21 protein-coding genes and 1 pseudogene are annotated in these 24,962 nt (G+C 40.3%); 11 read left to right on the top strand and 11 right to left on the bottom strand.

Going from position 1 to position 24,962, the window contains the following annotated elements; all coding sequences use genetic code 11:
• Positions 1-9 precede the first annotated feature (9 nt).
• The gene (locus CLV95_RS11475) at positions 10-912 is read left to right on the top strand and encodes an LIC10906 family membrane protein (protein ID WP_002753036.1); all 903 of its coding nucleotides are present in this window, start codon (positions 10-12) and stop codon (positions 910-912) included.
• Positions 913-941: 29 nt separating this feature from the next.
• On the opposite strand, the gene CLV95_RS11470 is transcribed toward CLV95_RS11475, so the two are convergent.
• Positions 942-1,343, bottom strand: coding sequence for a helix-turn-helix domain-containing protein (locus CLV95_RS11470; RefSeq protein WP_002733289.1), 402 nt, complete (start codon positions 1,341-1,343; stop codon positions 942-944).
• Between the two features lie 541 nt (positions 1,344-1,884).
• On the opposite strand from CLV95_RS11470, the gene CLV95_RS11460 reads away from it, so the two are divergent.
• On the top strand, positions 1,885-2,103 hold the full coding sequence (locus CLV95_RS11460) for a B9T54_RS14040 family protein (RefSeq protein WP_002729096.1): 219 nt from the start codon (positions 1,885-1,887) through the stop codon (positions 2,101-2,103).
• A 49-nt stretch (positions 2,104-2,152) separates the two neighbouring features.
• Entirely contained in the window at positions 2,153-2,563 is a 411-nt protein-coding gene (locus tag CLV95_RS11455; protein WP_002729074.1) for a VOC family protein, read from the top strand.
• Here CLV95_RS11455 and CLV95_RS11450 read toward each other — a convergent pair.
• From CLV95_RS11450 to crcB, 5 genes are all read right to left on the bottom strand, one after another.
• Positions 2,539-2,874 carry an LA_3781 family PerA/PerB upregulated protein gene (locus tag CLV95_RS11450; RefSeq protein WP_002728979.1) on the bottom strand — a complete coding sequence of 112 codons (336 nt, stop codon included), beginning with the start codon at positions 2,872-2,874 and terminating at the stop codon, positions 2,539-2,541. The two genes, CLV95_RS11455 and CLV95_RS11450, sit on opposite strands and share 25 nt — an antisense overlap.
• 8 nt (positions 2,875-2,882) lie before the next feature.
• A complete protein-coding gene (locus CLV95_RS11445) occupies positions 2,883-3,263 on the bottom strand; it encodes a Bor/Iss family lipoprotein (RefSeq protein ID WP_016749507.1) in 381 nt (126 codons plus the stop codon).
• The gene (locus tag CLV95_RS11440; RefSeq protein WP_016757994.1) at positions 3,238-3,708 is read right to left on the bottom strand and encodes an LIC_10463 family lipoprotein; all 471 of its coding nucleotides are present in this window, start codon (positions 3,706-3,708) and stop codon (positions 3,238-3,240) included. The genes CLV95_RS11445 and CLV95_RS11440 overlap by 26 nt, the downstream gene beginning before the upstream one ends.
• Position 3,709: 1 nt before the next feature.
• Positions 3,710-9,445 carry an Ig-like domain-containing protein gene (locus CLV95_RS11435; protein WP_107694959.1) on the bottom strand — a complete coding sequence of 1,912 codons (5,736 nt, stop codon included), beginning with the start codon at positions 9,443-9,445 and terminating at the stop codon, positions 3,710-3,712.
• A 299-nt stretch (positions 9,446-9,744) separates the two neighbouring features.
• Positions 9,745-10,128 (bottom strand): fluoride efflux transporter CrcB, encoded by a 384-nt coding sequence (gene crcB / locus CLV95_RS11425; RefSeq protein WP_002729009.1) that lies wholly within the window; start codon positions 10,126-10,128, stop codon positions 9,745-9,747.
• Positions 10,129-10,702: 574 nt separating this feature from the next.
• Between crcB and CLV95_RS18875 the strand changes: the two genes are divergently transcribed.
• Positions 10,703-10,852 (top strand): hypothetical protein, encoded by a 150-nt coding sequence (locus CLV95_RS18875; RefSeq protein ID WP_002733241.1) that lies wholly within the window; start codon positions 10,703-10,705, stop codon positions 10,850-10,852.
• Between the two features lie 638 nt (positions 10,853-11,490).
• On the opposite strand, the gene CLV95_RS11410 is transcribed toward CLV95_RS18875, so the two are convergent.
• Complete coding sequence (locus CLV95_RS11410; protein ID WP_002729086.1) at positions 11,491-11,778, bottom strand: hypothetical protein; 288 nt, start codon at positions 11,776-11,778, stop codon at positions 11,491-11,493.
• 1,243 nt (positions 11,779-13,021) lie between these two features.
• On the opposite strand from CLV95_RS11410, the gene CLV95_RS11405 reads away from it, so the two are divergent.
• From CLV95_RS11405 to CLV95_RS11395, 3 genes are all read left to right on the top strand, one after another.
• Positions 13,022-14,233: an acetyl-CoA C-acetyltransferase gene (locus CLV95_RS11405; protein WP_002728978.1), complete on the top strand. Its 1,212-nt coding sequence runs from the start codon at positions 13,022-13,024 to the stop codon at positions 14,231-14,233.
• A 934-nt stretch (positions 14,234-15,167) separates the two neighbouring features.
• On the top strand, positions 15,168-15,377 hold the full coding sequence (locus CLV95_RS20090) for a hypothetical protein (RefSeq protein WP_002729751.1): 210 nt from the start codon (positions 15,168-15,170) through the stop codon (positions 15,375-15,377).
• Positions 15,378-15,576: 199 nt separating this feature from the next.
• Entirely contained in the window at positions 15,577-16,539 is a 963-nt protein-coding gene (locus tag CLV95_RS11395) for a porin OmpL1 (protein ID WP_002738042.1), read from the top strand.
• 318 nt (positions 16,540-16,857) lie between these two features.
• Here the strand turns inward: CLV95_RS11395 and CLV95_RS11390 are convergent.
• A pseudogene (locus CLV95_RS11390) lies at positions 16,858-17,808 on the bottom strand (cytochrome-c peroxidase).
• Positions 17,809-17,962: 154 nt separating this feature from the next.
• Here CLV95_RS11390 and CLV95_RS11385 point away from each other — a divergent pair.
• The gene (locus CLV95_RS11385; RefSeq protein WP_243406612.1) at positions 17,963-18,211 is read left to right on the top strand and encodes a hypothetical protein; all 249 of its coding nucleotides are present in this window, start codon (positions 17,963-17,965) and stop codon (positions 18,209-18,211) included.
• A gap of 226 nt (positions 18,212-18,437) precedes the next feature.
• On the opposite strand, the gene CLV95_RS11380 is transcribed toward CLV95_RS11385, so the two are convergent.
• Both CLV95_RS11380 and CLV95_RS11370 read right to left on the bottom strand, forming a co-directional pair.
• Positions 18,438-19,601: an acyl-CoA dehydrogenase family protein gene (locus tag CLV95_RS11380; RefSeq protein WP_002729082.1), complete on the bottom strand. Its 1,164-nt coding sequence runs from the start codon at positions 19,599-19,601 to the stop codon at positions 18,438-18,440.
• 276 nt (positions 19,602-19,877) lie between these two features.
• The gene (locus CLV95_RS11370; RefSeq protein ID WP_002733306.1) at positions 19,878-20,978 is read right to left on the bottom strand and encodes a CaiB/BaiF CoA transferase family protein; all 1,101 of its coding nucleotides are present in this window, start codon (positions 20,976-20,978) and stop codon (positions 19,878-19,880) included.
• Positions 20,979-21,370: 392 nt separating this feature from the next.
• Between CLV95_RS11370 and CLV95_RS11365 the strand changes: the two genes are divergently transcribed.
• Positions 21,371-22,447, top strand: a complete 1,077-nt coding sequence (locus CLV95_RS11365; RefSeq protein ID WP_016561375.1) for an NHL repeat-containing protein — start codon at positions 21,371-21,373, stop codon at positions 22,445-22,447.
• A 110-nt stretch (positions 22,448-22,557) separates the two neighbouring features.
• On the opposite strand, the gene CLV95_RS11360 is transcribed toward CLV95_RS11365, so the two are convergent.
• A complete protein-coding gene (locus CLV95_RS11360; protein WP_011670854.1) occupies positions 22,558-22,944 on the bottom strand; it encodes a DMT family transporter in 387 nt (128 codons plus the stop codon).
• A gap of 74 nt (positions 22,945-23,018) precedes the next feature.
• Here CLV95_RS11360 and CLV95_RS11355 point away from each other — a divergent pair, with 74 nt between their 5' ends.
• Both CLV95_RS11355 and CLV95_RS11345 read left to right on the top strand, forming a co-directional pair.
• Positions 23,019-23,855 carry an alpha/beta fold hydrolase gene (locus tag CLV95_RS11355; protein ID WP_002729003.1) on the top strand — a complete coding sequence of 279 codons (837 nt, stop codon included), beginning with the start codon at positions 23,019-23,021 and terminating at the stop codon, positions 23,853-23,855.
• 742 nt (positions 23,856-24,597) lie between these two features.
• Positions 24,598-24,924: an LIC10965 family protein gene (locus CLV95_RS11345; RefSeq protein WP_002728986.1), complete on the top strand. Its 327-nt coding sequence runs from the start codon at positions 24,598-24,600 to the stop codon at positions 24,922-24,924.
• Positions 24,925-24,962 lie beyond the last annotated feature (38 nt).

Here is a 24,962-nt window from a genome sequence, read left to right as displayed (position 1 = left end):
TAAATAGACATGAATTTTTCGAATTATCTTTGTATTGGCGTCTCGCTGTATATTTTCTTCTTAGGGATGTATATTTTTAGATTTCCGGATCGTAAAAAGATACAAAGATATTTTCTGATATTATCTGGTTTTTTTTCGATTTGGATTTCGGCCTTTGTAATACGCCAATTTATAAGTTATGAGTATCGTCATTATGCTTTTGATTGGATGTTAATCCCTACGATTTTCTTTCCAATTCTGTTTGATCGGATTGTTTCTCTTATTTCCAACCCAGATCATAAATCGCCGAAGTGGCACTTAGTAATTATTTCGATTTTTGTAATGTATTTTTTATGGGCGGCAATTTCCTGCTCGTTTAGCATTTTGGATGACAAAGACGGATTCAAATATACTTCCACGATCCATTATCATATCTTTATCGGGTACCAAATAGGATTTGTGGGATATAACATCCTAAAATTAATCAGATCCATCTTTTTATTCTCCGGGGAACAAAGAGTTCGGTTAACTTTGATGGTAATCGGGGTTTTTATTATTCTAATTTTTACGCTTATCTTTATATATATACTTCCTCTATTAGGAATCTTTTATGGATTCTTATCTTCGATAGGTGCATTGATATTTTTTACATTTTGGGCAGTTGCCATTTTACAATACAATGCTTTTGAAATCAAAGCTGCCGTTCTTTCCGGTCAAAAGGTTTCTTTTTTCAATCGAGTAGTCTTAATTCCATTTCTAATTCTTTTTCGTTATTTAGATCCGAACGAATTCAGAGATAAATCCATTGCGTTCAAGACGGCTCTCACGACGGACATGCTTTATACTGATATGAATCTTTTATTTAATACGGATTTTGAATTAGATAGACGAGCCGAAGTATTAGCAAGAAAATACTATCGATATATTAAGTAATCTTTCTATCTTTTCCGGTCTTGAAAACTTTATTTCTCTGAAAGCCGCGTTACAATCAAATTAATCGTGTCTCGATCTTTTTCTATTAAATTTATATATTTTTCGATCATTGACTTTGCGTTTGGAATTCTTTCAACCCTACGGATTAAACGACTCCACTCCTCTATTTTAACTGCAAGATCCTCCCGAAATTTGGCAACATTCGTCACTCTCGGCCCCGCTCCATTAAGGACCCAATCTTTTTTATAATTAAAAACTACTTCAATAATAAAAGCGGTTTGTTCCGTTACCTCAATATCATCCGATTCTATTCTACTCAAAAGTGCCTGAGAAATAAAAATCGCAGAAGCGAATTGATTTTGCGTTATTTTTTCCCCGGTTCCTTCGGTTCGAATGAATTTGACCCTTTGCCCTGGTGTTTTTAGTTCCATCTAATCGCATTACAAAATAATATTTTTTTCTTGATTTTTATGCATAGAGCATAAAAATCAGTTAATCGCCATGCAGAAGGAATATTACAGTCCATTCATAGTATTGAATAGAATCACTCGAATTATGCAATCTAAATTCCTTCAAGGAATATACCTATTTAACAACAAAACCTTATTCTTTCTTTTGAAGAAAAATTATAGAGACATTCAATTCATAAAACGAGATTCCCCAACCAACTTCTTTTCAATGTTATTTCCACTTTCGTATTCCGGCGAAAATCTCATTATCTCCCGCATCCAACAATCGGTTTTAAACTACACCGCATTTTATTCTGCATTTCTGCATACGGAGAAAGACACGCATGACCCCAGTCATACATTGAATACAGAGCCTGAAATCAAATTACAGCCAGAGAAATTAACTCCATTGAGAATTCGATTCATACCAAGACATTTTAAGTTAAGACCAAGCAAATTGTTAGTATTGATTCCATTTTTTTTTGTCGGACAAATTATCCTCGGTGAATGGGAGACACATTCGATGATTTCTTATAACAAAATAAAAAACAAAACACCCCTTAGTTTTAATGATATTGATTTCGAGGAATTGGAAAAAACTCTGAAAATTAGGATCGACGATTTCTCAAGAGAATCAATTCGTCGAAGCGACAATCTTAGACGAATTCTAGCTTTTAGAAAATTCGATAGTCTTCACAAAAATACAGACCTTATGCCACTCGAACTTTTCGAAAAACAATAAATCTAATTTTTTACTTTTCGAACCATTCAATTGACCGAATCTCAGTCTCATGCAGCCAAGAATCAACATCATCACTCTCGGTGTAAAAAACTTCGAAAAAGCAGTTCGTTTTTACGAACAAGGTCTCGGATTCCCCAAAATGAAATTTGAGGGGAACGTCGCCTTTTTTACGTTAAACGGAACTTGGTTTGCTTTGTACCCTCTGGAAGAACTTGCCGCCGATGTAGGCGTTTCCGCAAAAGGAAACGGTTTCAGGGGATTTACCCTCGCCTACAACGGACAATCCAAGGAAGAAGTGAATCAAGTTATCGCAAAAGCGGAACAAGCCGGAGCAATAATCGTGAAACAACCTCAAGACGTTTTTTGGGGCGGTTATTCTGGTTACTTCGAAGATCCGGAAGGATATTACTGGGAAGTCGCCTGGAATCCCACTTTTTACCCTGGCCCTAAAGACTTCTGACCAACCGTATCTTTTTTGCAAAATATTTGTACGGTCCTTTGGGTATAAATTCCACCAATCGTCCAATGAATGACGTTATCCCAAAAATTTCTCAGAATCAGAATTTCCGGGTTTCCTTCAGCGCATTGAATCTTCGGAGTCTCAAATGCGTCAATGATACCGAACAAGTAGCTTCCTTGTTTAAAGGTCTTCTCCGGTTTAGATTTCGAAGAAAGAGAATTCGGAGTATCATAAATTTGTAATGTAGTTTTGTAACAGACCTCGGTCGTTAAAATCACAAGAATAAGGAATATTATTTTAAATAATTTCATAGCCCAACTCAATTATAACAAGTCAGATTTAAGGTTCTCGGGGAATAAATCCCGAGCGTCAATTGCTCGTAGATAGAATCCAAAAACGTAGTATATTGACGCGCCTCTTTAACCCCTTTTGGACAATAAATCGTTGCGTCAATCCGACGCACTCTCGGAACCATTCCCCAAAAGTAAAAGGATTGGGAGACTACGTGCATTTTAGATGGTCGTGCGTTGAGCCTGGCCCTTTCCTCTAAATCGTTTTTACATTGCCTCCTAAGAACCGGCGGCATACAAGATTTAAGTGGTTTTTGAGGAAAACCTACTCTTACGTTTTGACAGCCCGCAGATAAATTTAAAATTAATAATATTATAGAAATATTAATTATCAACAGACGCTTCGACATCGACATAACCCTTCCCGAATATTCCCACAAAAAGATTAAAATCAGTTTCATTCATATTGGTTTTTCCATAAACAGTCAAATAGTACCGACCTTTTTCCAATAACGGAATTTCAATTTTACAGGAATACGTGCTTCCTAAATTCGTATCTGCACATTCCCTCTTAGAATCAAAAAGAAATCCCCTTTTTAAAAAGCGAACCCTCAAGTCCGGATCCGTGGAATCAACTTGAAAAATTCCTTGCACGTTTTCGGACTGATTGAGGGTAAATTCATAATTTTGAATATTCTTTTCGGGATATATTTTCCCGTGGACGAAAGACTGAAGACGGACGATTCCGTCTTGCTCGTTTTGAATAAAAACGAGCCGTTCGGAACCTCCGTTTACTTGACAGTAGATAAGCATACAAGCCGTCATCGTCACAATGATTCTTAATGAATTTCGCATATTATCTGTTTTGTTGTCTGTAAACCTTGACCGGTCGATTATTTCCCCCGGTACTTACGTAAACGTAATTTAAACTTAATTTCGGTACGGTAATACCCGAATAAATCCGGCGGTTGGTAACGTCTCCCAATCCGTCACCTCCCACTTGCTCCCAACCATTGGAAGAACTTCCCGGATTTTGAAGATTCGTTCTCCAAATTTGAATTCCGTTTTCGTTATCAAAACCCACATAGAGATACGACCCATTCGCTACCAGCATCGTTATACTGTGGTTGAAAACGTTTCCAAAATTCGTAATACCGGTTCCGTCATCTCCGACCACGGACCAATCTCCAGAATCACAAGTAGATTTGTTTCCGCTCAGAGTCGGATCGCATTTCCAAAGTTGAGGTCTTCGATTCGTATAACTTCCGTCCGTACAACCTTTCACAGTTTGTAAACTTTTTCTGAGACCGGAGCGGTCCTCCGAAGTTACACAGATCGTTCTTGTAGCATACATCCTTCCGTTAAATTCGGCGAACTGGGAAAACGCCTTATCCGCCGGAATCAAATCCCTCTCCTTTACGAGTTCGAGCGAGAACCAATTGTTATCAGGAGAGTTATGCCATTTCGGATTGGATCTAGGGGCTACATCCTCCCAACCGGAACACTGATTTTTTCCCTCGCAGGGAGCGGGGTTGGTGCTTGTGGAACGTATTATACTTCCATTATGTAAGGAATTCGGAAATCCCCCGTTTGCGGCATAAAGTTTTCCCTTAAAAACAAACAGAGAATCTATTCCCACATAATAACCCCAATTGATCGTCGAATCGCCAAACTGATTCGGTTTGTTATCGTTATTTTTAGCCGCAAGAGTTCGAATCGAACGAGCAGTCGAACCTACACCGCCTTTATATTCCTCATCCAAACTCTCTCCACCGAAGTAAGGCATTCTATCGATTCTAAAACGACGTCCACGCTGTCCATCGGTCGCATCACAATTACTGTCGATCACACATCGAGTTGAATCGGAAGTATGAAAGGTGATTTTACCGAAATCGGGAGCGTTGGAACGGTTATTTTTTTTAGCGAAACCGACATATACTCGACTATCAAAAACAGCTATAGACGAAGCCCCCGCAGTCAATTCTCCGGTAATCGTTCCCATATCGATATACTTAAAATCAAGGTTGGCGTCCATGCTCGAAGAGTAATAGAGATAGTCCAAGCCGCCTAATGATTTCGAACCGGCTATGAACATATAAGGCCTTGCGCCTAACAATCCTGTTGCGAAAACCCCTCTTCCATCCTCGTTATCCGGACCACATCCAGCGACAATATCCGCGCTGTTACGAGTGCAACCTGCATGACCCATCGTAACGTAATTAGCGGAAATTCCCGACAAAGCGGTATTACTCGATTGTTCCCCAACCGTATCCTTTGCGAAGGAAAAGAAAACCGACTCAGGAGAGGTTCCGTCGTAACGAAAACGAACAGCTTGGTTCCCTTTCCTATTCGGACCGAGATAAACTTGATATCCATAATTGGTAAGAGAAGCGAAAGACGAACCATCTCCGAAAGGATCCGAAATTACGGGACCATCCGCGAAATTTACGGGAGAACCTCCGCAACCTACAAAATTCGCCCTATCTTTCGGAGAAGGTTGCAAAGCCTCTTGACCGGACGAGTCGCTGATCGCTCCCCAAACGTCGTTGTCAAATCCGTCTCCGTCCAACCGATTTGCCGCCATCACCGTGTAGTGACCGCCGGATTGAAGTAAGGTATGCGTTAGACATACCTTAGAAGGATCCGCAGGCGCTCCGCCGCAAACCTTCCCATTTAAAATTTTCGCACTCGTAACATCTCCTAAAACGGAAACGCCTGCGAATTTATACTTCGATTTACATTGAGACGGATTAGAACATTCCGCCGACTTTGCAATGTCTTTTCCGGTATATAAAGGTTTGGAGAAAGTAACGATCACCCGGTTTACGGAATTACAAACCGCATTTGTTAGTTTAAGTTGCTCCTTTCCCACAAAATCGGCGTTATTCGGACAACCCAAGGATTTAGGAGCGTAAGAGCGATCATGAATCCCCGGCTTGTTTACTATGAGCGTGTATACCTTGCCCGAATTTTGTGAACCGGAAAGCGTGACCGTAAACGTATCCCCGGCCCCGCTGATACTTTTCAAGGAGAAATCTCTGGTTTGAGATTTTTTTTTGAAATCCGCGCTACTGAAACAGCTTCCAACCAAAGAAGAACTATCCACGACCTTGTAATTGGACAGTTTCAGCGCTTCCTTATTGTTTACCAATTCGGAATATACGATTCGAATCGCAGTAGGCGACAAGGACGTAACCGATTTAACGGTAGGACCCGCCTTATTATATTTATTTACTATAAGAAGCGTATTTCCGGATATCGATCCGTAAGTCGCCGTGATCGTAGAAAATCCCGTCCCGGATCCTGCAACAACCAATCCTTTCGATTTAAGAGCGTTACTCACGCTTGCATTAGTACTGGAACTGAACCAAGTAACCGAAGAAGTTAAATCCTTTTTGGTTCCGTCCGAGTATATTCCCACCGCGAAGAACTTTGTCTTTGAAGTCGATTCTACATTCGGCTTTGTGGGAGATACCACGATTGAAGAAAGAATCGCCGCGCTGACATTTAAATCGGTAGTTCCCGAAACGGAACGGTAAGTAGCGGTGATTTTACTTGTTCCGACTTGCAAAGCGGTCGCTTTTCCCTTGCTTCCGACCGCATTGGAAATGCTAACCGATGAAGTATTGGAGCTATACCAAGTAACAGAGTTGGAAATGTCTTGTAAACTGCCGTCCGAATAAACACCGAACGCGGTGTATTGCTGATTAAGTCCTTTTATAAGATCACCGTTCTCCGGACTGATTTTGATAGAAACCAATTCGGACGAAGTCACTTTGAAATTCACCGAGTTGCTTTCTACGGAATCGTAATACGCGTGAATCTCGGTGGAACCGATGGAAAGTGAGCTTACTAATCCCTGATACCCGTCAGCGTTAAGAGCACTAGCCACTAACGGTTCAGAGGAAAACCAAGTCACAAGATTTGTAATATCCCGCTCGGAACCGTCCGTGAAGGTTCCTTTTGCTTTGAGCTGTTGGGTCAGCCCCAGGGCTTTCGATGTGGACTCTGGACTAACGGTAATACTTACCAATTTTGCCTCCGTAACCGTCATCGAAATCGGAGAACTTTGAATGGAATTGTAAGTTGCTCTAATATTCGAACTTCCTAAAGTAGAAGCGAGTGCAAGGCCTTTTTTACCGGCGGTGTTTTCAATCGCAACACGGAAGGAATCGGAAGAAATCCAAGTCACAACCTGAGTCAAATCCTGGGTGGATTTGTCCGAATAGATCCCCGTCGCCGTAAATTGTTCCGTAAGACCTTTAGCAACGGAGGGAAAAACCGGCGTCACTTCGATAGAGGTAAGAGTCGCAGGAGTGACATTTACAGCAGAAGAGCCCGACAAGTTTTCGTATCTCGCAGTAATGTTCGCACTTCCGGTGGCAACTGCGGTAACCAAACCTCCCGAAAGTATGTCATTGCCAACCAATGCTTTATTCGAGTTGGAAGAGGACCAGGAAACCATATTTGTAATATCTGCCGTGGAATTATCCGTATATGTTGCCGTTGCTTTGAATTGGCACGTTAGCCCTTTTACAACGGACGGATTACTCGGTGTCACCGCAACCGAGACGATAGTTGGCGAAGCCACCATAGCCAACTCGGGCGAACTTGAAATCGAACCTAAAGTAGCGGTGATATAACTGTCCCCCTGCTTGAGCATATGCGCCAATCCTTTGTTTCCGGCAGCGTTCTCGATACTTATGATTTCCGTATCCGAAGATTTCCAAGTGACTTGTTCCGTAATATCCTGCGTAGAATAATCCGTAAAAGTACCTGTAGCCTTAAAGTTTTTCGTAATTCCCTTAGGCGTTACACTTATATAGGGAGAGACTTGGATAGAAACGAGCTCCGCTTCAGTTACGGATAATGCGACAATAGGACTGCTAACGTTTCCCAATGCCGCTTTAATATTCGTAGTTCCGATTTTTTCTCCCCAAACTTTTCCTTTGTATGATAGAACGTTACCAACCACAGCAACCGAAGGATCGGATGAAAACCAGGTAACGGAAGAAGTGATGTCGGAACTGGAATTATCCGAGTAGATTCCTCTAGCGGAAAAGCTTTTCTTTAAGCCCTTTGCGAGAGTAGTAGTATTCATCGGGCTGATTTGAATCGAAGTGAGAACCGCAGGAGCCACCTTAATGGTAGTTTTTCCGGACGTTCTCCCCAATGTGGCGGCAACAGTCGCGCTTCCGACCGCAAGAGCCTGTCCCATTCCTTCCCTACCTGATACGTTAGACACACTTAAAGCCTTCGAAGAAGAAGTCCAGGTGACCGAGGAAGTGAGGTCCTGCTTGGAGTTATCCGTAAAAATTCCCATCGCTTTAAATTGCTGAGTCAAACCTTTCGGCATCGAAAGAAGAACCGGAGAAACCGAGATCGAAACCAATGCCGCCTGAGTAACCGTAAAGTCCATAGAACCTTCGATTCCGCCGATGGAAGCAATAACTTTAACAACACCTTGATTCAAAGCGGAACCCGAACCGTGACTACCGCTCGAATTGGAAATAGTAAGAATGTTCGTATCCGAAGAACTCCAAGTAACCTGATTCGTGATATCCAAATTTGAATCGTCCGAAAAAATACCGGTCGCGGTAAAATTCTCCTTAAGACCTTTGGCTTTAGAAGAATTTACGGAAGAAACGGAGATGGAAACCAACGATGCAGATACAACGTTCAACGTCGTAGAACCGACCGAAGAACCGAAGGAAGCCAAAACGGTAGTGGAGCCAGTACTAACGGTTTCCACCATACCTTTCGGCTGAATTGTGGCGATCGTATTATCCAAAATATCCCAAGTGACTAAAGAATAAATGTCCTTATTCGAGTTATCCGAATAGATTCCGGTCGCGATCAATTGCTGCTTTTTTCCCAAGGGAAGATTTGAATTTACGGGAGTTACTTCAATCGAAGAAAGAGTCGCCGACCCGACGGTCATAGTTGCAGAACCTCTTTTGGACCCGAAGGATGCATGAATATGAGCAGTTCCTAAATTAACGCCGGAAGCCAAACCGGAATCGTTCACACGAACCAAAGACGAATCACTGGAAGACCAAATCGTCAATGGATCGTCGGAAAGATCCTGATGGGACCCGTCCGAAAAAATACCAATTGCGGAAAACTGACGATTCAAACCTTTCGGCAAGGAATCCCGATCTAAACTCGTAACTTGGATCGAATCTAAAGTCGCAGGCGTTACCGTGATTCGGAGCTGAGAATTCAAACCATTGTATTCGGCTTGAAGCGTGGAAACCCCTAACGAAATCCCTCGAGATCGATTCCCTTGAATTTCTACGACGGCTTGAGAATCGGAAACGATGGAAGTAGAATCCGTAATATCCATATTCGTTCCATCATCAAAGATCGCGGTAACTTGAAGAGCCGTACTCATTCCTTTAGCAATTGAGGAATCTCGAGCACTCAGTTCGATTCGAGTGATAACCGGATCCGAAGCGATCCCAAGAAGGAGAAAGAAAGGGTTATTACCGCCTTTATTACCGGTAGACAACCCCACGGCCCCGACTACGAGAGGCCAAACCATACAACCTTGAAAAAACAAGGAAAGAAAAATAGAAAAAATTTTCTTCATCGACGTCCCTTATACTATTTATTTTTTTTGAAGTATTCGTTTTCCTATTTCAGACATTTTGCGTCCTTTGAAGTTTTAGCTTCTTTTGAAGGAGACTTGAAATTGATGAGAAAGAAAACAATTATAAAGAAAAATTTTTCCAATTCGGGAGAAACAAAATATATCAAATAAATCTAATACTTAAGCAACCCATCAAGGGCATCGATTTTCAAATTTTGTTGTCTTAAGTATCAAATCAAGCGATTGAAAACGAAAGAATTTTTGAAAGACGCATAACTTAAGAAGTTATTCGTTATTTCTCAAAAATTTTTCACCGTCCAAATTCCCGCAAAAGCGAACCCAATTCCACCAACGACACTTAAAAAGATGTATCCGAAAAATAAAACGTAATGACCGGATTTTAACAATTGAAAGGTTTCGTAAGAAAACGTGGAAAAGGTCGTAAAACCTCCACAGAGTCCGGAAGCAATTAAAAACTTCCACTGAGGATCTAAAACCGGAAATCGATCAAAAAGGGCATATACGGTCCCGATTACAAAAGAACCGAGTAAATTTGCAGTCAATGTACCCCAGGGTAGGGCAAAGCCGAGAACGTTACCGAACCAATATTGCAATAGATAACGGAACACACTTCCGATCGCTCCTCCCAAAGCGATCAAAAACAAATTACTTTCTAAATTCATAATATTAATTCTTTATTAATTATGTTAATCCCCATAATCGCTATCCATCTTTGAAATTGATCTGAGGTTTCGGATTTTTTTGTTTCAGATTTTGCACTCATTTTCCCTTGTTTTCGTTCGGTATCGAACTTCCGCGATCCGTTCAATAAATGGCATGACACATAGAAATTCAGAGGACGGTTGATCTGATTCCCTGGTATTCTTAATTCCTTAAGAGATTTCATATAAGAGCCTATTTGAGTAAGTTTTCAATTTCATTATTGGAAAGATCCACGATCTCACACTGAATTAGTTTTGCATTTTTTCATCGATACTTTTTAGCAAACAGTTTCGAGCAAAAAAATTTCAACGAGATTCAATCATGAGGAACCCTAATATTTTCTATTGCTGGCTGGTCAAATCCATTCTTTCAAAAGATTTTTTTCCATTTCAGTACAACTAAAATACTAATTCGTACTTATCCTATGTCGGCTTTGAGATCACTTCTCATTCAAAAACCATCGAACGACTTGAAACGTGATCCTTAGAGAGCGGCGGCTCCTAAGTTCACGCGATCCTTAGGAAAGCTCTGCGTTTGAAAGTTCAGGGAATGGGAACTCGAGTTTACAAAAACGTGGGAATCCCCACAGATTACGTCGCTTTAAATTATCTTTGCGGTTTTGAAACGTCTCTTCTCGGAAAACTTCCGGGAATGGACGACATGAAACCGGTTGGTAAATTCTAGATTTAAAAGTGGGAATCAAAGGCGGCGAAGGAAAATCGACAATCTCTTGAACAAGATCAACAACGACCTTGAAAAAACGGCTAACGAATCGAATGCGGCTTCGAAAAAGATTTTAATAAGAACTGTCCCAAAACCTGAGAAAAGAAATCGGCTCCAAAAGCTCGTAATAAAGCGAAAACGTAGGAGTTCCTACGGATCATGGCTCTTTGATAATTTACGGGCTTTCGAATAGATTTTATTATTCGCGCACTCTTGTTGGAGTTCTTACGATTCCAAGGTTTTGGGACAAGTTCTAAACAACGTGAGTTCGACATAACAAATGCAAAAGCAATTATTATGCTTCGATCTATAGAAAGCGGAACTTTAGAGTCTGTCCTAAAATGTAGGAACAATCGCAGCAATCCGTGAGAATTCCGATAAGATCGAATGGTTTTGGGACACGCTCTTAGTTTGAAAAATTCAGGTGAAACACTTTTTACGAAAACGTTTCAGCGCAGTCAGCCTTTGCAAGCAGAACCCTATATCGAATTCACGTTAAATAGTCTTTTGAAAAAAATAGAGCTGCTTATTCAGTCGCATCGGAGAAAACACGCCGGAAATAAGATAAGAACTCTAGAGTTCGTTTTACACAAAAACTCTTAGTAGTACTGTCCTAAACTGATGGTAACGATGGTTTTATTATTATCCTTTTTGTTGATGCACTCGCATTTTACCTGTGCGGATTGGCTGTAATAACCTTGGTGCGCCGAAAAACCGGGAGCGGCCTTACAGCTTTTATAAAGTCCCTCGTTCACCAAACGGTTGCAAGCTTCTTGAATTGCGGCTGCAGCGTCGCTTGCTTGGGAAAAAACTTTTCCGGGAACCAACAAAATTCCCGCTAAAATCAATGCAACAAATAACGTTTTTTCAATCCATCTTTGAACCACGGAAAATTCCTCTCTTATGAACTGGAAGTAGATAATTTTCTTGCCTAAAATTTCAAGAGATTATTTTCAAAATTTCCGTTTTATCAATAAATTTCCGAAATAATTTTTCACGTAAAAAATAAGAAAATTCGGTCATGGAATCGGCTTCTCTCGAATATTAAAAAAGTCTGTCTCAAAATGTAGGAGCTCCAACGAGAACTTAACAATCATAAAATCTGTTCGAAAGCTCGTAGGGTACAATCTGTAGGAACTCTTACATTCAGAGGACTGAGGACAGTGTCGCGGCAATGCCGCTCCCACAGAAGACAGTTTTGGGACAAGTTTTTAATTAACGTGAGTTCGGTGTAAGAAAGTTCAGGCGAGTGTTCGCAAATTTTATAGCAAAAATGACTCGCAAGCTAAAACTAAAGTGCTGCTTTCTACAGATCGTAGCATAATAGAGTTGTTGAAAAACTCCATAATTCAGATTAACAAAACTGCTTTAATCGACCGTTTTCATGAAACGGAAACAGATGAAGAATTAATTTTTCAACAACTCTAATATTCCAATCCTTTCAGAATTTCTACTACATTTGCATTTGTTATACCGAACTCACGTTAATTAGATTTCGAATTATCATTACTGCTATATGACCTCTAACAAGCACAGAGAAAAATTACTAAGAGTCTGTCTCAAAACCTAAAGAAAATATCTTTAAACGATCCGGCAAGTTTTTAAAAAACATGGGAGTTCCCACAGAAACCGTCGTATTGAAGGTTTTCTCCTGTCGTTTAAAATTGTAATAGCTCTCACATTCCTAAGGTTTTGAGACGGGTTCTTAAACAGATGGAAAATTCGTTTTCCAACACTCTATCATTATCAAAGTATATGAAAAAGGTTTTTCGTTTCCTTTTGGGTTTATCCATTCAAGAACCTACCGATCCGTGAGAAGCACTTTGTTTCATTGCAAATTTACCAAAATGATTATGGTTGATTTATTTTGAATTTTAGGACAAGTTTAGAATTAAAATAAGTCGATCAAAAGGGAGAACACTTATCCATCGGAAACGGAACAAAGTTGCTTATCAGGTAGTATGAGAAGAATGGTGGGAAAAAGCTCAATACTGGTTTCCCTCCTCATAGAATTCCCGCAAAAAGAATTGCAAACTCCTTGGCTTCTCAAAAATAGAAACCGGAATATCCAAAATCACTAAACAGCTGTTCAATTTAATCCTAAGAGAAAATCGGCAGCGAGGTAACACAATGTCAAACGCCTATGTAATCGATGCGGTCAGAACCCCGAGAGGAAAAGGAAAAAAAAGAGGGGCCCTGGCGAGCATTCACCCGCAAGAACTCTCCGCTGCAACCTTAAATGCGATCCAAGAAAGAAACGGAATCAAGCCTGAAATAGTAGAAGAAGTCGTTATGGGATGCGTATCTCAAGTGGACGATCAAGCGGCTTGTATTGCGCGTTATGCGGTCATGTCTGCACTCTGGCCGAACTCGGTCCCCGGTTATACCGTAAACCGTTTCTGCGGTTCCGGACTTCAAGCGGTCAACAATGCCGCTAATCATGTTCAATCCGGTTCCATGCAAATCGCCCTCGGAGGTGGAGTCGAATCAATGTCCCGCGTAAAGATGGGAGCCGATATGAACGGCAGAGACTTTAATATCGGAAATCCGAATATTCAAAAACACTATAATTTGGTGCCTCAAGGGATCTCTGCGGATTTAATCGCGACTAAGTTCGGAATTTCCCGCGAAGAAGCGGATCGTTTTGCGGAATCATCCCAGATCAAAGCGGACAAAGCAATCAAAGAAGGTTACTTCAAAAAATCCATCGTCCCGGTTAAAATCGAAGATGGTACTATAGTCGATACGGATGAAAATCCGAGAATCGAATCCACTTTCGAATGGCTCTCCGATTTGGCTCCGGTTTTCAAAACAATCGGTGAGAAGGAATTGGATGCGATTGCACTTAAATCCTACCCGGAAATTCCGAAGATCAATCACATACATACGTTAGGCAACTCTTCCGGAATAGTAGACGGTGCGGCTTCGGTTCTTCTTGCTTCGGATGAAGGGATCAAAAAATACGGACTCAAACCTCGGGCGAAAATTGTCGCGATGGCTTCCACAGGTGAAGACCCTACGATCATGTTAACAGGGCCGGTCTCCGCTTCTAAAAAAGCGTTAGCAATAGCCGGACTCAAGGCCGACGATATCGATCTTTGGGAAATCAACGAAGCGTTTGCTTCCGTGGTTCTTTACACTCAGAAATCGCTCAATATTCCTTTGGAAAAAATCAACGTCAACGGAGGTTCTATTTCTCTCGGACATCCTCTTGGAGCAACCGGTGCGATTCTTCTTGGGACCGCATTAGACGAGCTTGAAAGGAGACAAAAGCGTTATGCGCTTATTACTCTTTGTATCGGAGGAGGAATGGGAATCGCGACAATCATAGAAAGAATGTAGATTCTTTTTTTCATTCGGGCCGATTTTTATTTTCGGTCCGAATCTTTTGACATTTCTCGCTCTTATTTTTTTATTCTTTTTTAAAGAAATAGAACAATAGGTTCCTTCAGAAATCAACTCGCCTGATTATCGTGTTTCCATAAAAACAGCCTCCAAGTTCTACGGACAAATCATTAGAAACTTATTTTGCCCATTTCGAAGGAAAGTTTTTTGTTTTTCATTGTCATAACGTGAGTTTGGCGTAATAAAACCGGAGTTCGACTTATAGCGCCTCCAAAAACCCCATAACCTTACCCACAAATACTTGGATCTGAAGATAAATCTGTCGGAATTACTACAAATCCTCTGTGAAACTTACGCCCCACCCTGATTTTGGGTGGAGGGGAGAGGCGGTGGGAAGACTCGGGAGGTTTTCTTTACCACAAAATCATACTTCTTGCAAGTAAAAAGCCTCATTCTTGTCGGAACACTTGAAAAATATCAGTTTTTGATCCTTATGATCCCAAAAGCCTTCTTAATTTGTGGGTAACATTATGCAAAAACCCGTCTCGCTTCTATTGGCGCGAGACAGGATCTTATGCGAAAACAAAACTCCCACAAAATCGGAAGCACTTATTTACGAATTTGGTTGTCGCCAGTCAATGTGAATCCCCGAATTGTTAAGTCGTTTATTATGGAGACGTATAACGTCAAAAATCAAAATATTACTTGGGATGTATGAAGATAGTATCAAAAATCAATGGGCGGTTTTACAAAGATACAGGGAGTTTTCAAAAATTGCGCTTAACCGGGAATTGTTGGCTTTTTGAAAGGGATCTAACGTTTTAATTTTTGAAACCAGTTTATCACAGTATTGTTTTTATACATCCAAGTAGTAAGCTCTAAAACAAATACGGAGAGTTTCCACATTTTATTTTTAGGAAAAGATGAATGTGTGGAAAAATTGCTTAGACTCGAATTTAAGTTATCGTATTCAAATTCTTTGAAAAACAATCCGGGTCGTTTGGCACAAAATATGTTCCGAAAATCCCACTACCTCTTTTTAAAATCAAAATATAAAATAGAAATTTTCGGAATCACTCAAAAGATTGATAAAAAAATTTTCGTCGCAACAACAACTTACAAATCTCAAGCCAGTACATAACAATTGTTATAAAATGAGAAAAATTTTTACTCCCACCTTAAGAATTTTAGGAACTTTTCAGCCTTTTTACGAAATCCTGTTTGACACTAATCCATGAACTTCTAAAGTTTCATCCTGTGTCCGGGATTCGGAAACCGAATACAAAAGCTTCCGGAAACACAATTAAATTCTAACTGAATCGTGAGTTAAGGAGTTATCAATGATTCGTAACATGAGTAAGGTGTTGTTTGCCCTAGCTGTGGTGTTTTCTTCGGCTGCGAGTCTTAGTGCAAAATCATACGCAATTGTAGGATTCGGGTTACAATTAGACCTGGGCCAATTAGGTGGAACAATTACTAAGGATGGTTTGGACGCTGCGACCTACTATGGTCCGGTTAGATCAACCAATACTTGTACCGTGAACGCAAATGATCCTACCTGTGTTCAAAACCCTTCTAAACCGGCGGGTGAAGGAAATTACGTAGGGGTCGGAACAAGAAGAGCAATTGCCGCTGAAAACCGACTGATTACCCTTGATAGAACAACAGGCGGCATCATCAATGCAAGATCCACCAAAGGTGCAATGGTCGGCGGAAACCTAATGGTAGGTTACGAGTCTGATTTTGGAAAATATTTCTTTTGGAGAGTTGCGGCAGAATATACGCAGAAAATCTCAGGTGGTATTACAAAGGCTGATATTGCAGGTCTTAATATTGTCGATATTACTTGGGGATTCAGTGCTATTGTAATTCCCGCTACCGTAGGTATCAAATTGAATGTTACCGAAGATGCCGCGGTTTATATGGGTGCTGGTTTGAACTACTTTAACGGTGGATGGTCTTTGAATGGAATGAACAACATCAAAGGTGGTCATGATATTTTAGCCGCTGCCGGAGTTACGAGCATTGCAAACTTATTAGCCGATGGAACCGATCCAATTACTACTCGAGAACATATTCGATTCAGAGCCACTGGAATCGCTCCGAATTTTTTAATCGGAACTCAAGCAAGAGTAACTGACAAAGGCCACGTATTTTTAGAACTAGAAACGATAATGTCTGCGGCTTATTCAGTCGGTAAAACGCAATCCATAGGAGGAGCTTCTACTCTTGCTCCTTTTCCTACTTATCCGATCGTTGTCGGTGGGCAAATTTATAGATTTGGCTATAAACACGAACTCTAAAAAATAGAATTTATAAAATTCCATTTCCAAGAGGCTCTCTTCTTTGAGAGCCTTTTTTTACACACCTCTTTTTTTACTAAATCCCACACAATTCACTTCGAAGATATTTTCTCTTATTTCATTAGAATCGTTGAAAAGTTCAGAATGAGGAATTTCTTCGTTTTGTGAAAAAATCGCGATGATACTTCTACCAAGGTTTTGGGGCAAATTTCTAAGTTTTAAACCAGTAGTATTTATGCCCGGATTAAGACTAAAAGTCGAAAGAAGAAAAAACTATCGGCTCGAAGTATGACAAGTTTACAACGAACGGAAATTCTTTTAAGCTCTTGGTATTTTAGGTATTTCTAATGGATGAGATTCCCCTTCGAGAGATTTCAGGAATTCTATAAGATCCGTTCTCTCTTCTTCCGTAATCGTCATAGGTCTTAAAAGAGGATCTTCGATTGAATCCTTAGCCCCCCCGTTTACGAAATGATCCACTACATCTTCTAACTTCGTGAATCCTCCGTTATGCATAAATTCGCTTTTCCTACTCACGTCTCTAAGACTCGGGGTTCTTACTCTTTGAGTGATCCCGCTAAGGCCGGTAGTATGTTTTTCAGAATCCGAAAAATTCGGTCCCTTGTGGCATTGGGAACATTTGGCTTTGTTCATAAACACGTCTAAGCCCCGTTTCTGAGCCGGGGAAAGTGCAGACTCTTCCCCCATCACATAACGATCGAATCTAGAATTCTAGGATATGATTGTTCTTTCAAATGCGGAAATCGCTTTTACGATCCGATCCATAGTAATTCCCGGAGAACCGAACGCTTTTTCGAAAAGTTCCCTATATTCTGCAACTCGACTGAGTCTCGCTACGATGGTCTTCTCGTCTTTGAGCATTACCGCCGTGTAAATTCGTTCTCTTACAATTTCTTCCAAATCTTTCGCCTGAGGATCAATGAACACATCCTTATACAAACCTACATTTGTAAGAAAAGAAGCGGGGGAATTGTGAATTTTATTTCTAGGTAAAGAATTTTTTTCCGAGTTTTGTATTTCCACAGAATGACAAATCGCACAATTTGTATTCCCATTGAATGAAAGTCGTTTATCAAAGTAGAGCAGTTTTCCCAACTCTACTTTATCCTTATTATAAGGGTTGTTATTGGGATGAACAATATTCTTTATAACAAAACTTTCCAGTTCCGCTTTTTGAACCGGTTCTTTACAGTTATAAAAGACGAGCAGAAAAAAAATAAAGAACGAAACGGACACAATCCTATACATATGGACCATCCTGGGTCAATGGTTCGAATGAAAGATCACGCTGTCAATTCGAATCGAAAACAATTTTAATTACATATTATGAGATTTGCTAGAAATTCGCCCAAACTTACTTCTCCGCACGTACCAAGCCTGCGGAAGCGATCCTTAGATTAATATGATTCTTGAACATAAGGCAGTTCCGAGTATGATATTCTTAATCGACGGAGTCAAAAAGACCGCGAAGGAAACGAAAGCATCTTCGCTCTTTATGAATCCTTGGGAAACTCAAGCCATCTCGCTTCTATTGGCGCTCGGGAAACTCAGCGTCTCGCTTCTATTGGCGCTCGGGAAACTCAGCGTCTCGCTTCTATTGGCGCTCGGGAAACTCAGCGTCTCGCTTCTATTGGCGCTCGACGGGTTCTGATATCGAATTCACATTAAAACACAATGCCCATTGAAATCACTTAACATTTTGGATGTGAATATTGATAACTTCCGCTTCAAAGACTCAAAATCGTAATAAAAAAGGCGCCGACCAATGTCGAACGCCTTTTAATTCAGTCACGGTTCTCGAAAACTTTTTTCTAATCCCCGTAATTTCTAAACACGTCCCATAGTGTAAGAACGCATTTTTAAAAATTCTAATATTCTTATTTAGCGGACGCCGCTTCACGAATCACGTAAGCCGCGATCTCGTTTTTCTGGATCTGAGTAGTTCCTTCGAAAATACAAAGAATTTTCGCATCTCTCATCAATTTTTCGACAGGATATTCTTTTGTATAACCGTATCCGCCGAAAATTTGAACCGCATCCAGAGCGCATTTCATCGCAGTCTCAGAAGCGTGAGCTTTTGCAATTGCGGAATACTTGGGAAGTCTCGGATCATCGGCATCGGCCATCCTCGCCGCAAGATACGTAACTTGACGAGAAGTTTCCAAACCGATGGACATATCCGCAAGCATGTGCTGAACAGCTTGAAAGCTGGAAATCTTGGATCCGAATTGCTCCCTTTGTCTTGCATATTTGGAAGCGTAGTCAAGAGCCGCTTGAGAGACACCTACTCCCATCGCCGCAACGTAAGGACGAGAAGCGTTTAGAGTTTGAAGCGCGTAGATAAACCCTAAGTTTTCCCTTCCGATCATATTCGCTTCTTCCACGGCACAATCTTCAAAGATGATCTGACGAGTATCCGAAGCACGGATTCCGAGTTTGTCTTCTTTTTTACCGACGGTCAGCCCCGGCGTATCTCTTTTCACATAGAAACAACTCACTCCTCTGGTCCCTCTCCCCTTATCAGTATAGGCAAATACAGTATAGGCACCGGCACTACCACCACCGGTGATCCATTGTTTCGTTCCGTTGATGACCCACTTATCGCCTTTTTTAACGGCAGTCGTACTCATACCCGGAACGTCGGATCCCGCACCCGGCTCGGAAAGACAGAAAGAGATTCCATACTCTCCGTCTATGACTGGTTGTAACCACTTCTTCTTTTGCTCGTGAGAAGCCCCTTTCAAAATAGGAAGAATCCCAAGACCTGTATAACCAAAACAAAGAGAAATTCCGAGACATCCTCTGGAAAGTTCTTCAGTGACGAGGCACTGTTCCACAGAACCAAGTCCCCAACCGCCGTATTCTTCGGGGATGGTCAAACCGTTGACTCCCAATTCTTTTCTCATACGATTGATGAGTTCTTCGGGATGTTTATTTTCTTCGTCCCAGTGACTTGCAACTTCATGTGTGATTTCTTTTTTCACGAAATTACGGATCTGGTCTCTGATTTCGAGCTGTTGTTCGGTAAATTCCTGATACATCGGTTTTTCCCTTCTTACGAGAGTGTTCTGATCCTACTTTTTTTTTCTCCATGATTAGATCAAATCAAAATACGGGAGAAAAAATCGGCGCTTCACTCGTTTTTTTCTTTTTTATTCATTTTACATTGAAAGCTTTTTATTCAAAATTCATTCCCTTCAAAAATCAGCTTCAAATATGCCATTCTTTTCAATCTCAAAGAACGAACGTTCTGTTTTTAGTATTTAGAGATTTCAATTTTGGAAATATTTCAATGTCCTAAACGTTTTCAGACGAAATCAAATCACTTTTTCCTTTTTCATCGTTTCGATTTCTTCCAAAGTATATCCGAGAGATCGGTAAATCGACGTATTATGTTCCCCATGATTTGGAGGATCCAACCGATATGTAATCGGGGTTGCGGAAAACGGAAAAGGAGCTCCAAACTGAAAGTAATCACCATATTCGGGATGTTTTTTATCTAGAATCATTCCCCTTTCCCTTAAAACCGGATCTTTACTGACTTCTTCCATCGTCTTAACGGGGGTCAGACAAGAATCCTCATTCTCAAATAAAAAGTTCAAATCTTCAAACGTCTTGGATGCAAAGTAAGCGGTAAGAATTTCTTTCCACTTGGAAAAGTTTTTCTCTTCCGTCGGTAATTCCCCCAAATGTCCATCTAATCCCGACTGACGTAAAAAGGTCTTAAAAAACATATCCTCAAGCGCGCCTAATGCAACCCAACGCCCTTCCTTAGTTTGATATATATTATAATTCGGTAATTTACCAGATAGAAGTTCGTTTCCCCCTTCCGGATTTTTCCCGGTAGCCGCGAATATTCCCGCATACAAAGATAAAAACGGAAGGGAAGAATCCATCATAGAAATCGCGATCTTCTGTCCTTTCCCCGTCTTTTCCCTCGCATACAGAGCCGCCAAGATCGAAGCAAGAGCCGTCATCGTTCCTCCTCCTATATCCGCAAGCTGATAACCGGGAATCTGCGGAGTTTTACCGGTTTGCGAAAGAACTCCCGAAAGTGAAAGATAGTTTACATCGTGTCCGGCAAAGTCCCTATATTTTCCTTCCGCTCCGTATCCGTAGATGCCGCAGTAAATCAAACGCGGGAAACGCTCTTTTAGATCCTCGTAACCGATTCCCATCTTGGCAAGTCCGTCCGGTCGAAAACCTTCCAAAAGTATATCAGCGTCTTCTAATAGTTTAAAAAATATTTCCCTCGACTTTTCCTTTTTTAAATTGAGGGTAATCGCTTTCTTATTTCGATTGAGCATCAAAAATAAAGAAGGGGCCCCATTCGCTTTTTTAAACATAACCCGGGTGGCGTCCATCGCTCTCGGATTTTCAACCTTAATCACATCCGCTCCCATATCTCCCAAATACATGGAGCAAAGCGGACCTGGAAGTAATAAACTTAAGTCGATTACCTTTACTCCGGAAAGTGGACCTTTGTTCATCGAATCAAAACCTCTTCAAAAAGAATCTTTTCCTATAGAGAAAAAAAGAATAAATTGAGATACCTTTTTTTATTTTCATTCTTGAGAATCCAAAAATTCATAATGGGAAAACTTTCGAGTTGCTGAAGCTATCTCAAAAATACTTTATTTTCTCTTAAAACGCCGACTCCAATCATTCTAAGATATTTTTGAGATAGCTTCTAATTCCATTTTTTTTGAAAATTTCATTTCGGTTTTTGGAATTTTTTACCAGATTTTTTTCGTCTATTCATTCTGAAACATGTATCGTTTCTAGATTCATTCCAAAGAAAAATCGCCTCATGTTTTATCGAATTATAATTTTCATCCTGGCATTCGTTTCTTGTTCTCCTTCTTCCGTTTATAATCCGAGTATTTTTATGAGCCAGGCCTGGATGGAAAATATGATCCTGGATTGTATCCTTAAGGAATGCCACACTTGTAAACTGAAGGTTACAAACAACCCTGTGGTAAGCCCATTTGCAGGAACGGGAATTCGAGAGAGTATCGACGGAACGACTCAGACCGCTTCTTTCAAAACGCCTTTCAGTTTGGAATTAGATACCTTCGGAAATATTTTCGTGAGCGACTCAGATTCAAATCTGATTCGTAAGATAGATCGTTTCGGTAATGTGACCACTCTTTCTACAAACTTAGTTCTTGGGGCCCCTGCCGGAATCAAATTCGATCCGATCACTGGAGATAAATTCATTTCCTGCCAAGATACAGCCCAAATATTGAAGATCGATCCTATGGACCAATTCTCCTTATATGCGGGCAATTCCTCGGGCATAGGCGGATTCCAAAACGGGGATAGGTTGAATTCTTTATTCAAAGGTCCGCTCTTTATGGACTTGGATCGGGAAAGGAATTTATATGTGGGAGAACTGGGCAACCACACAATCCGAAAAATAAATTTAAACTCCGAAACTGTGAGCACACTCTCAGGCGGAGTTTCGGGCTACTTAGACGGGGATTTAACTTCGGCACAATTCAAATCTCCATCAGGGATTATTTATGATCAAAAAACCGATAGTCTATTAGTCGCAGATCTTCAAAACCACAGAATTCGTAAGATCGATCTTAAAACTTCAACGGTTTCCACTCTTTTAGGGAACGGAATCGAAGCGAGCATAGATGGAAAAGGCTTAAACGCATCCTTTGACAGTCCCGCTTTTATTTCTCTCGACAATAGCGGCTATATGTTCGTGTCAGATACAAGCTCCAACAAAATCCGAATCGTCGACCCAGACCTCAACGTTTTCACGATTCCTCATACGTTCTCCGCACTCGGCGTGGTCAAGATAGATTGTCCCAATCAAAGACTTCTTATCACGGACTTCAGAGCGAACCAAATCTTTCAAATTAAGTTTGAATGAATCATGGTCATGAGAATACCGGAAAGTATCTCAAAAATATCTTAGAATGATTTGAATCGGCGTTTTAAGCAAAGATAAAGTATTTTTGAAATACCTTCTAACCATCAACCTTAAGATTTTGTTTCGAACATATTTGCGGCACAAAGCCAAACACCCGCAAGTATAAGAAAAATTCCCACCCACTGAGGCCACGTTAATCTTTCCTTAAACACAATGGAAGATACGATCAATACGATAATAAAACCCGCACTCGTAAAAACCGGATATGCAAGAGAAAGTTTTAATCCCTTCCCTAAAACGAAGCGATATCCCAAAAGTGCCAAACCGAAAGAAACCAATCCTCCGATAAAAATTGGATTGAAGACGACTTGCAGAATCGCTCCCAAGCCCACCGTTTTTTCGGAAACGTCGTTTAAAGAACTAGCCTTAATGAGAACATTAGCAAGTGCATTAAATGCAAGAGCGACGGTAAAAACGATAAGAACTTGTATCTGCATAGAGGCCCCGGTTTCAGCTTTACAAAACCAGTCCATCGAAGGAGTTGGAAAGATCAAGGTCAAATCTTTCCATTATGTTCAGAAAAATATTCTCCTTTCAAGGACTCAATCTTTCCTATATCGATACAGGTTCGGATTCCAATTCAAAACAGACGATCATTCTTTGTCATGCAAACGGATACAGCGCTTTTACGTATAAATTTTACATCGAAGCTCTTTCTAAAACGCATCGCGTAATCGCTCTCGATTTTGCGGGCCATGGAGAATCCGATTCCACTCTCGATTTTAAAGACTGGTATTTCTTTAGAGATCAAATCCTTAGGCTGATAGAAACGGAAAATCTACGGAATATCATAGGCGTCGGCCACTCCCTGGGAGGAGCGAGCCTTTTACTTTCATCCTATCATTCTCCCGACAAGTTCGACAAGGTGATCGCACACGATCCGGTCATATTAGATTTTTTGAAAGTATCTTACTCTCGACTTTTTCACAATCCTCTTGCCAAAGTTGCCATCAAAAGAAGAAGGGAATTTAAAAATATAGAGACCGTTTCCAAACTCTACAAAAGAACCCCTTCCTTTTTCAAGATGGATCCTGAAATTTACGACGACTACATCCAAAGTTGTTTTCGAATCGGAGAAAGCGGAAAAGCTTTTTTACGCTGTCTGCCCGAAGTAGAAGCGAAAATTTTCGATTCGGTGAGTTATCGAAGTTTGTTTCAATTTAGAAAAATCAAGACGGAAACACATCTTACAATTCCCGATCCCTACGAAGTTTGTTCTCCAAAAAGCGCAAGAAGAATCAATTCCGGAAATAAAAAATCAACCTTAGAGATTTGGCCAGGAGCCTCCCATTTTTTTCCGTTTGAAGAAAAACAAAAAACCTTAGAAAGAATTCTAAGCGTTCTGTGATTTAAGATCGGTTTTAAATTAGACAAAACGGTGCCCCTTTTTCCGGGTTTGAAAAACGAGGGTTTAGATGCGAGTATTACCACAAAAAAAGAAAACCAACAGAAGGAACCAAGAGTTTGTCCATTCAGAGGACTGAGGACAGAAACGGGAGAGATATTACATCACGGATCTCTAATGCAGTTTAGGGAGACAAAAAAGAGAACAAAAGAAACTGCATTAGGAAAACGAAATTTTTTTCGAAGATGTAAAGCCCTAAAATTAAGTTTACAGAGATCAAACTGCTTGATGAACTAAATGAGGAGTAAAAAGCTTAAGTGCTGATGAAGCCGAACATTGTTGTAAAGAAAATGACTTGTTCAAGAGCGTATTGAGTTTACGGTGTTATGATAACGTGAGTTCGGCGTAACAAATGAAAAAACAATTATTATACTACAACCCACAAAAACAGCACTTTAGTTTCAGCTCGCGAACCATTTTAGTTATGAAACTTGCGAGTGGTTGCCCGAACTTTTTTATATCGAATTCCCGTTCGTCTAGTAGTACAAATTGTATGAATTGATTACAAAATGAAAATATCAAATTTTCAGACGTTATCAGCAATATTGCGTAAATGACGTTTCTTAAAGAGAATTACATTATCAATACTTAAAAACTTTTAAACCGAAATCTTAATTTTTCATTTATGATTTTACATTTTAAATACTCTTATTCACATTGGATCATAGCCAGCAAATAATATAAAATGACTGCTAAAAGTCTCAAATCCGGATTTCTTGCGCTTGTTCTTTTCGTGGGAACGGGGTTTCATATTCACGCAGAAAAAGAGACTCGAACCTTTTCTCAATCATCTTACTCCGCATATCAAGATTCTAAACAGTCTCCCGCTTGTCCGATCTGTCGGTTCCAAAGAGAAACACATTCTATCTGGAATCCGAGTTTCCTAACTCAGAATTTTTTTTCGATTTTTCAAAAAGAAAAATTAGTTCCTTCCAAAGTTCTTATTCCTCTTTCTAATTTCGTTCAAATCCAGCTCGGTCGAGCACCTCCTTTTTCAATTTCCATCTCTTAAATCATTTTTTTCCGATTTTATTTGATTGAATGGATTTT

The sequence above is a fragment of the Leptospira borgpetersenii serovar Javanica genome, assembly GCF_003046425.1.
GTDB classification, from domain to species: domain Bacteria; phylum Spirochaetota; class Leptospiria; order Leptospirales; family Leptospiraceae; genus Leptospira; species Leptospira borgpetersenii.
Note: the sequence above shows the minus strand (reverse complement) of the source record. Positions and strands in the feature narration are given on the sequence as shown.

Coding starts and splice junctions, on each gene's coding strand:
- CLV95_RS11475 (WP_002753036.1), top strand. CDS start 10: ATGAATTTTTCGAATTATCTTTGTATTGGCGTCTCGCTGTATATTTTC.
- CLV95_RS11470 (WP_002733289.1), bottom strand. CDS start 1,343: ATGGAACTAAAAACACCAGGGCAAAGGGTCAAATTCATTCGAACCGAA.
- CLV95_RS11460 (WP_002729096.1), top strand. CDS start 1,885: ATGATTTCTTATAACAAAATAAAAAACAAAACACCCCTTAGTTTTAAT.
- CLV95_RS11455 (WP_002729074.1), top strand. CDS start 2,153: ATGCAGCCAAGAATCAACATCATCACTCTCGGTGTAAAAAACTTCGAA.
- CLV95_RS11450 (WP_002728979.1), bottom strand. CDS start 2,874: ATGAAATTATTTAAAATAATATTCCTTATTCTTGTGATTTTAACGACC.
- CLV95_RS11445 (WP_016749507.1), bottom strand. CDS start 3,263: ATGTCGAAGCGTCTGTTGATAATTAATATTTCTATAATATTATTAATT.
- CLV95_RS11440 (WP_016757994.1), bottom strand. CDS start 3,708: ATGCGAAATTCATTAAGAATCATTGTGACGATGACGGCTTGTATGCTT.
- CLV95_RS11435 (WP_107694959.1), bottom strand. CDS start 9,445: ATGAAGAAAATTTTTTCTATTTTTCTTTCCTTGTTTTTTCAAGGTTGT.
- crcB (WP_002729009.1), bottom strand. CDS start 10,128: ATGAATTTAGAAAGTAATTTGTTTTTGATCGCTTTGGGAGGAGCGATC.
- CLV95_RS11405 (WP_002728978.1), top strand. CDS start 13,022: ATGTCAAACGCCTATGTAATCGATGCGGTCAGAACCCCGAGAGGAAAA.
- CLV95_RS11395 (WP_002738042.1), top strand. CDS start 15,577: ATGATTCGTAACATGAGTAAGGTGTTGTTTGCCCTAGCTGTGGTGTTT.
- CLV95_RS11385 (WP_243406612.1), top strand. CDS start 17,963: ATGATTCTTGAACATAAGGCAGTTCCGAGTATGATATTCTTAATCGAC.
- CLV95_RS11380 (WP_002729082.1), bottom strand. CDS start 19,601: ATGTATCAGGAATTTACCGAACAACAGCTCGAAATCAGAGACCAGATC.
- CLV95_RS11370 (WP_002733306.1), bottom strand. CDS start 20,978: ATGTATTTGGGAGATATGGGAGCGGATGTGATTAAGGTTGAAAATCCG.
- CLV95_RS11365 (WP_016561375.1), top strand. CDS start 21,371: ATGTTTTATCGAATTATAATTTTCATCCTGGCATTCGTTTCTTGTTCT.
- CLV95_RS11360 (WP_011670854.1), bottom strand. CDS start 22,944: ATGCAGATACAAGTTCTTATCGTTTTTACCGTCGCTCTTGCATTTAAT.
- CLV95_RS11355 (WP_002729003.1), top strand. CDS start 23,019: ATGTTCAGAAAAATATTCTCCTTTCAAGGACTCAATCTTTCCTATATC.
- CLV95_RS11345 (WP_002728986.1), top strand. CDS start 24,598: ATGACTGCTAAAAGTCTCAAATCCGGATTTCTTGCGCTTGTTCTTTTC.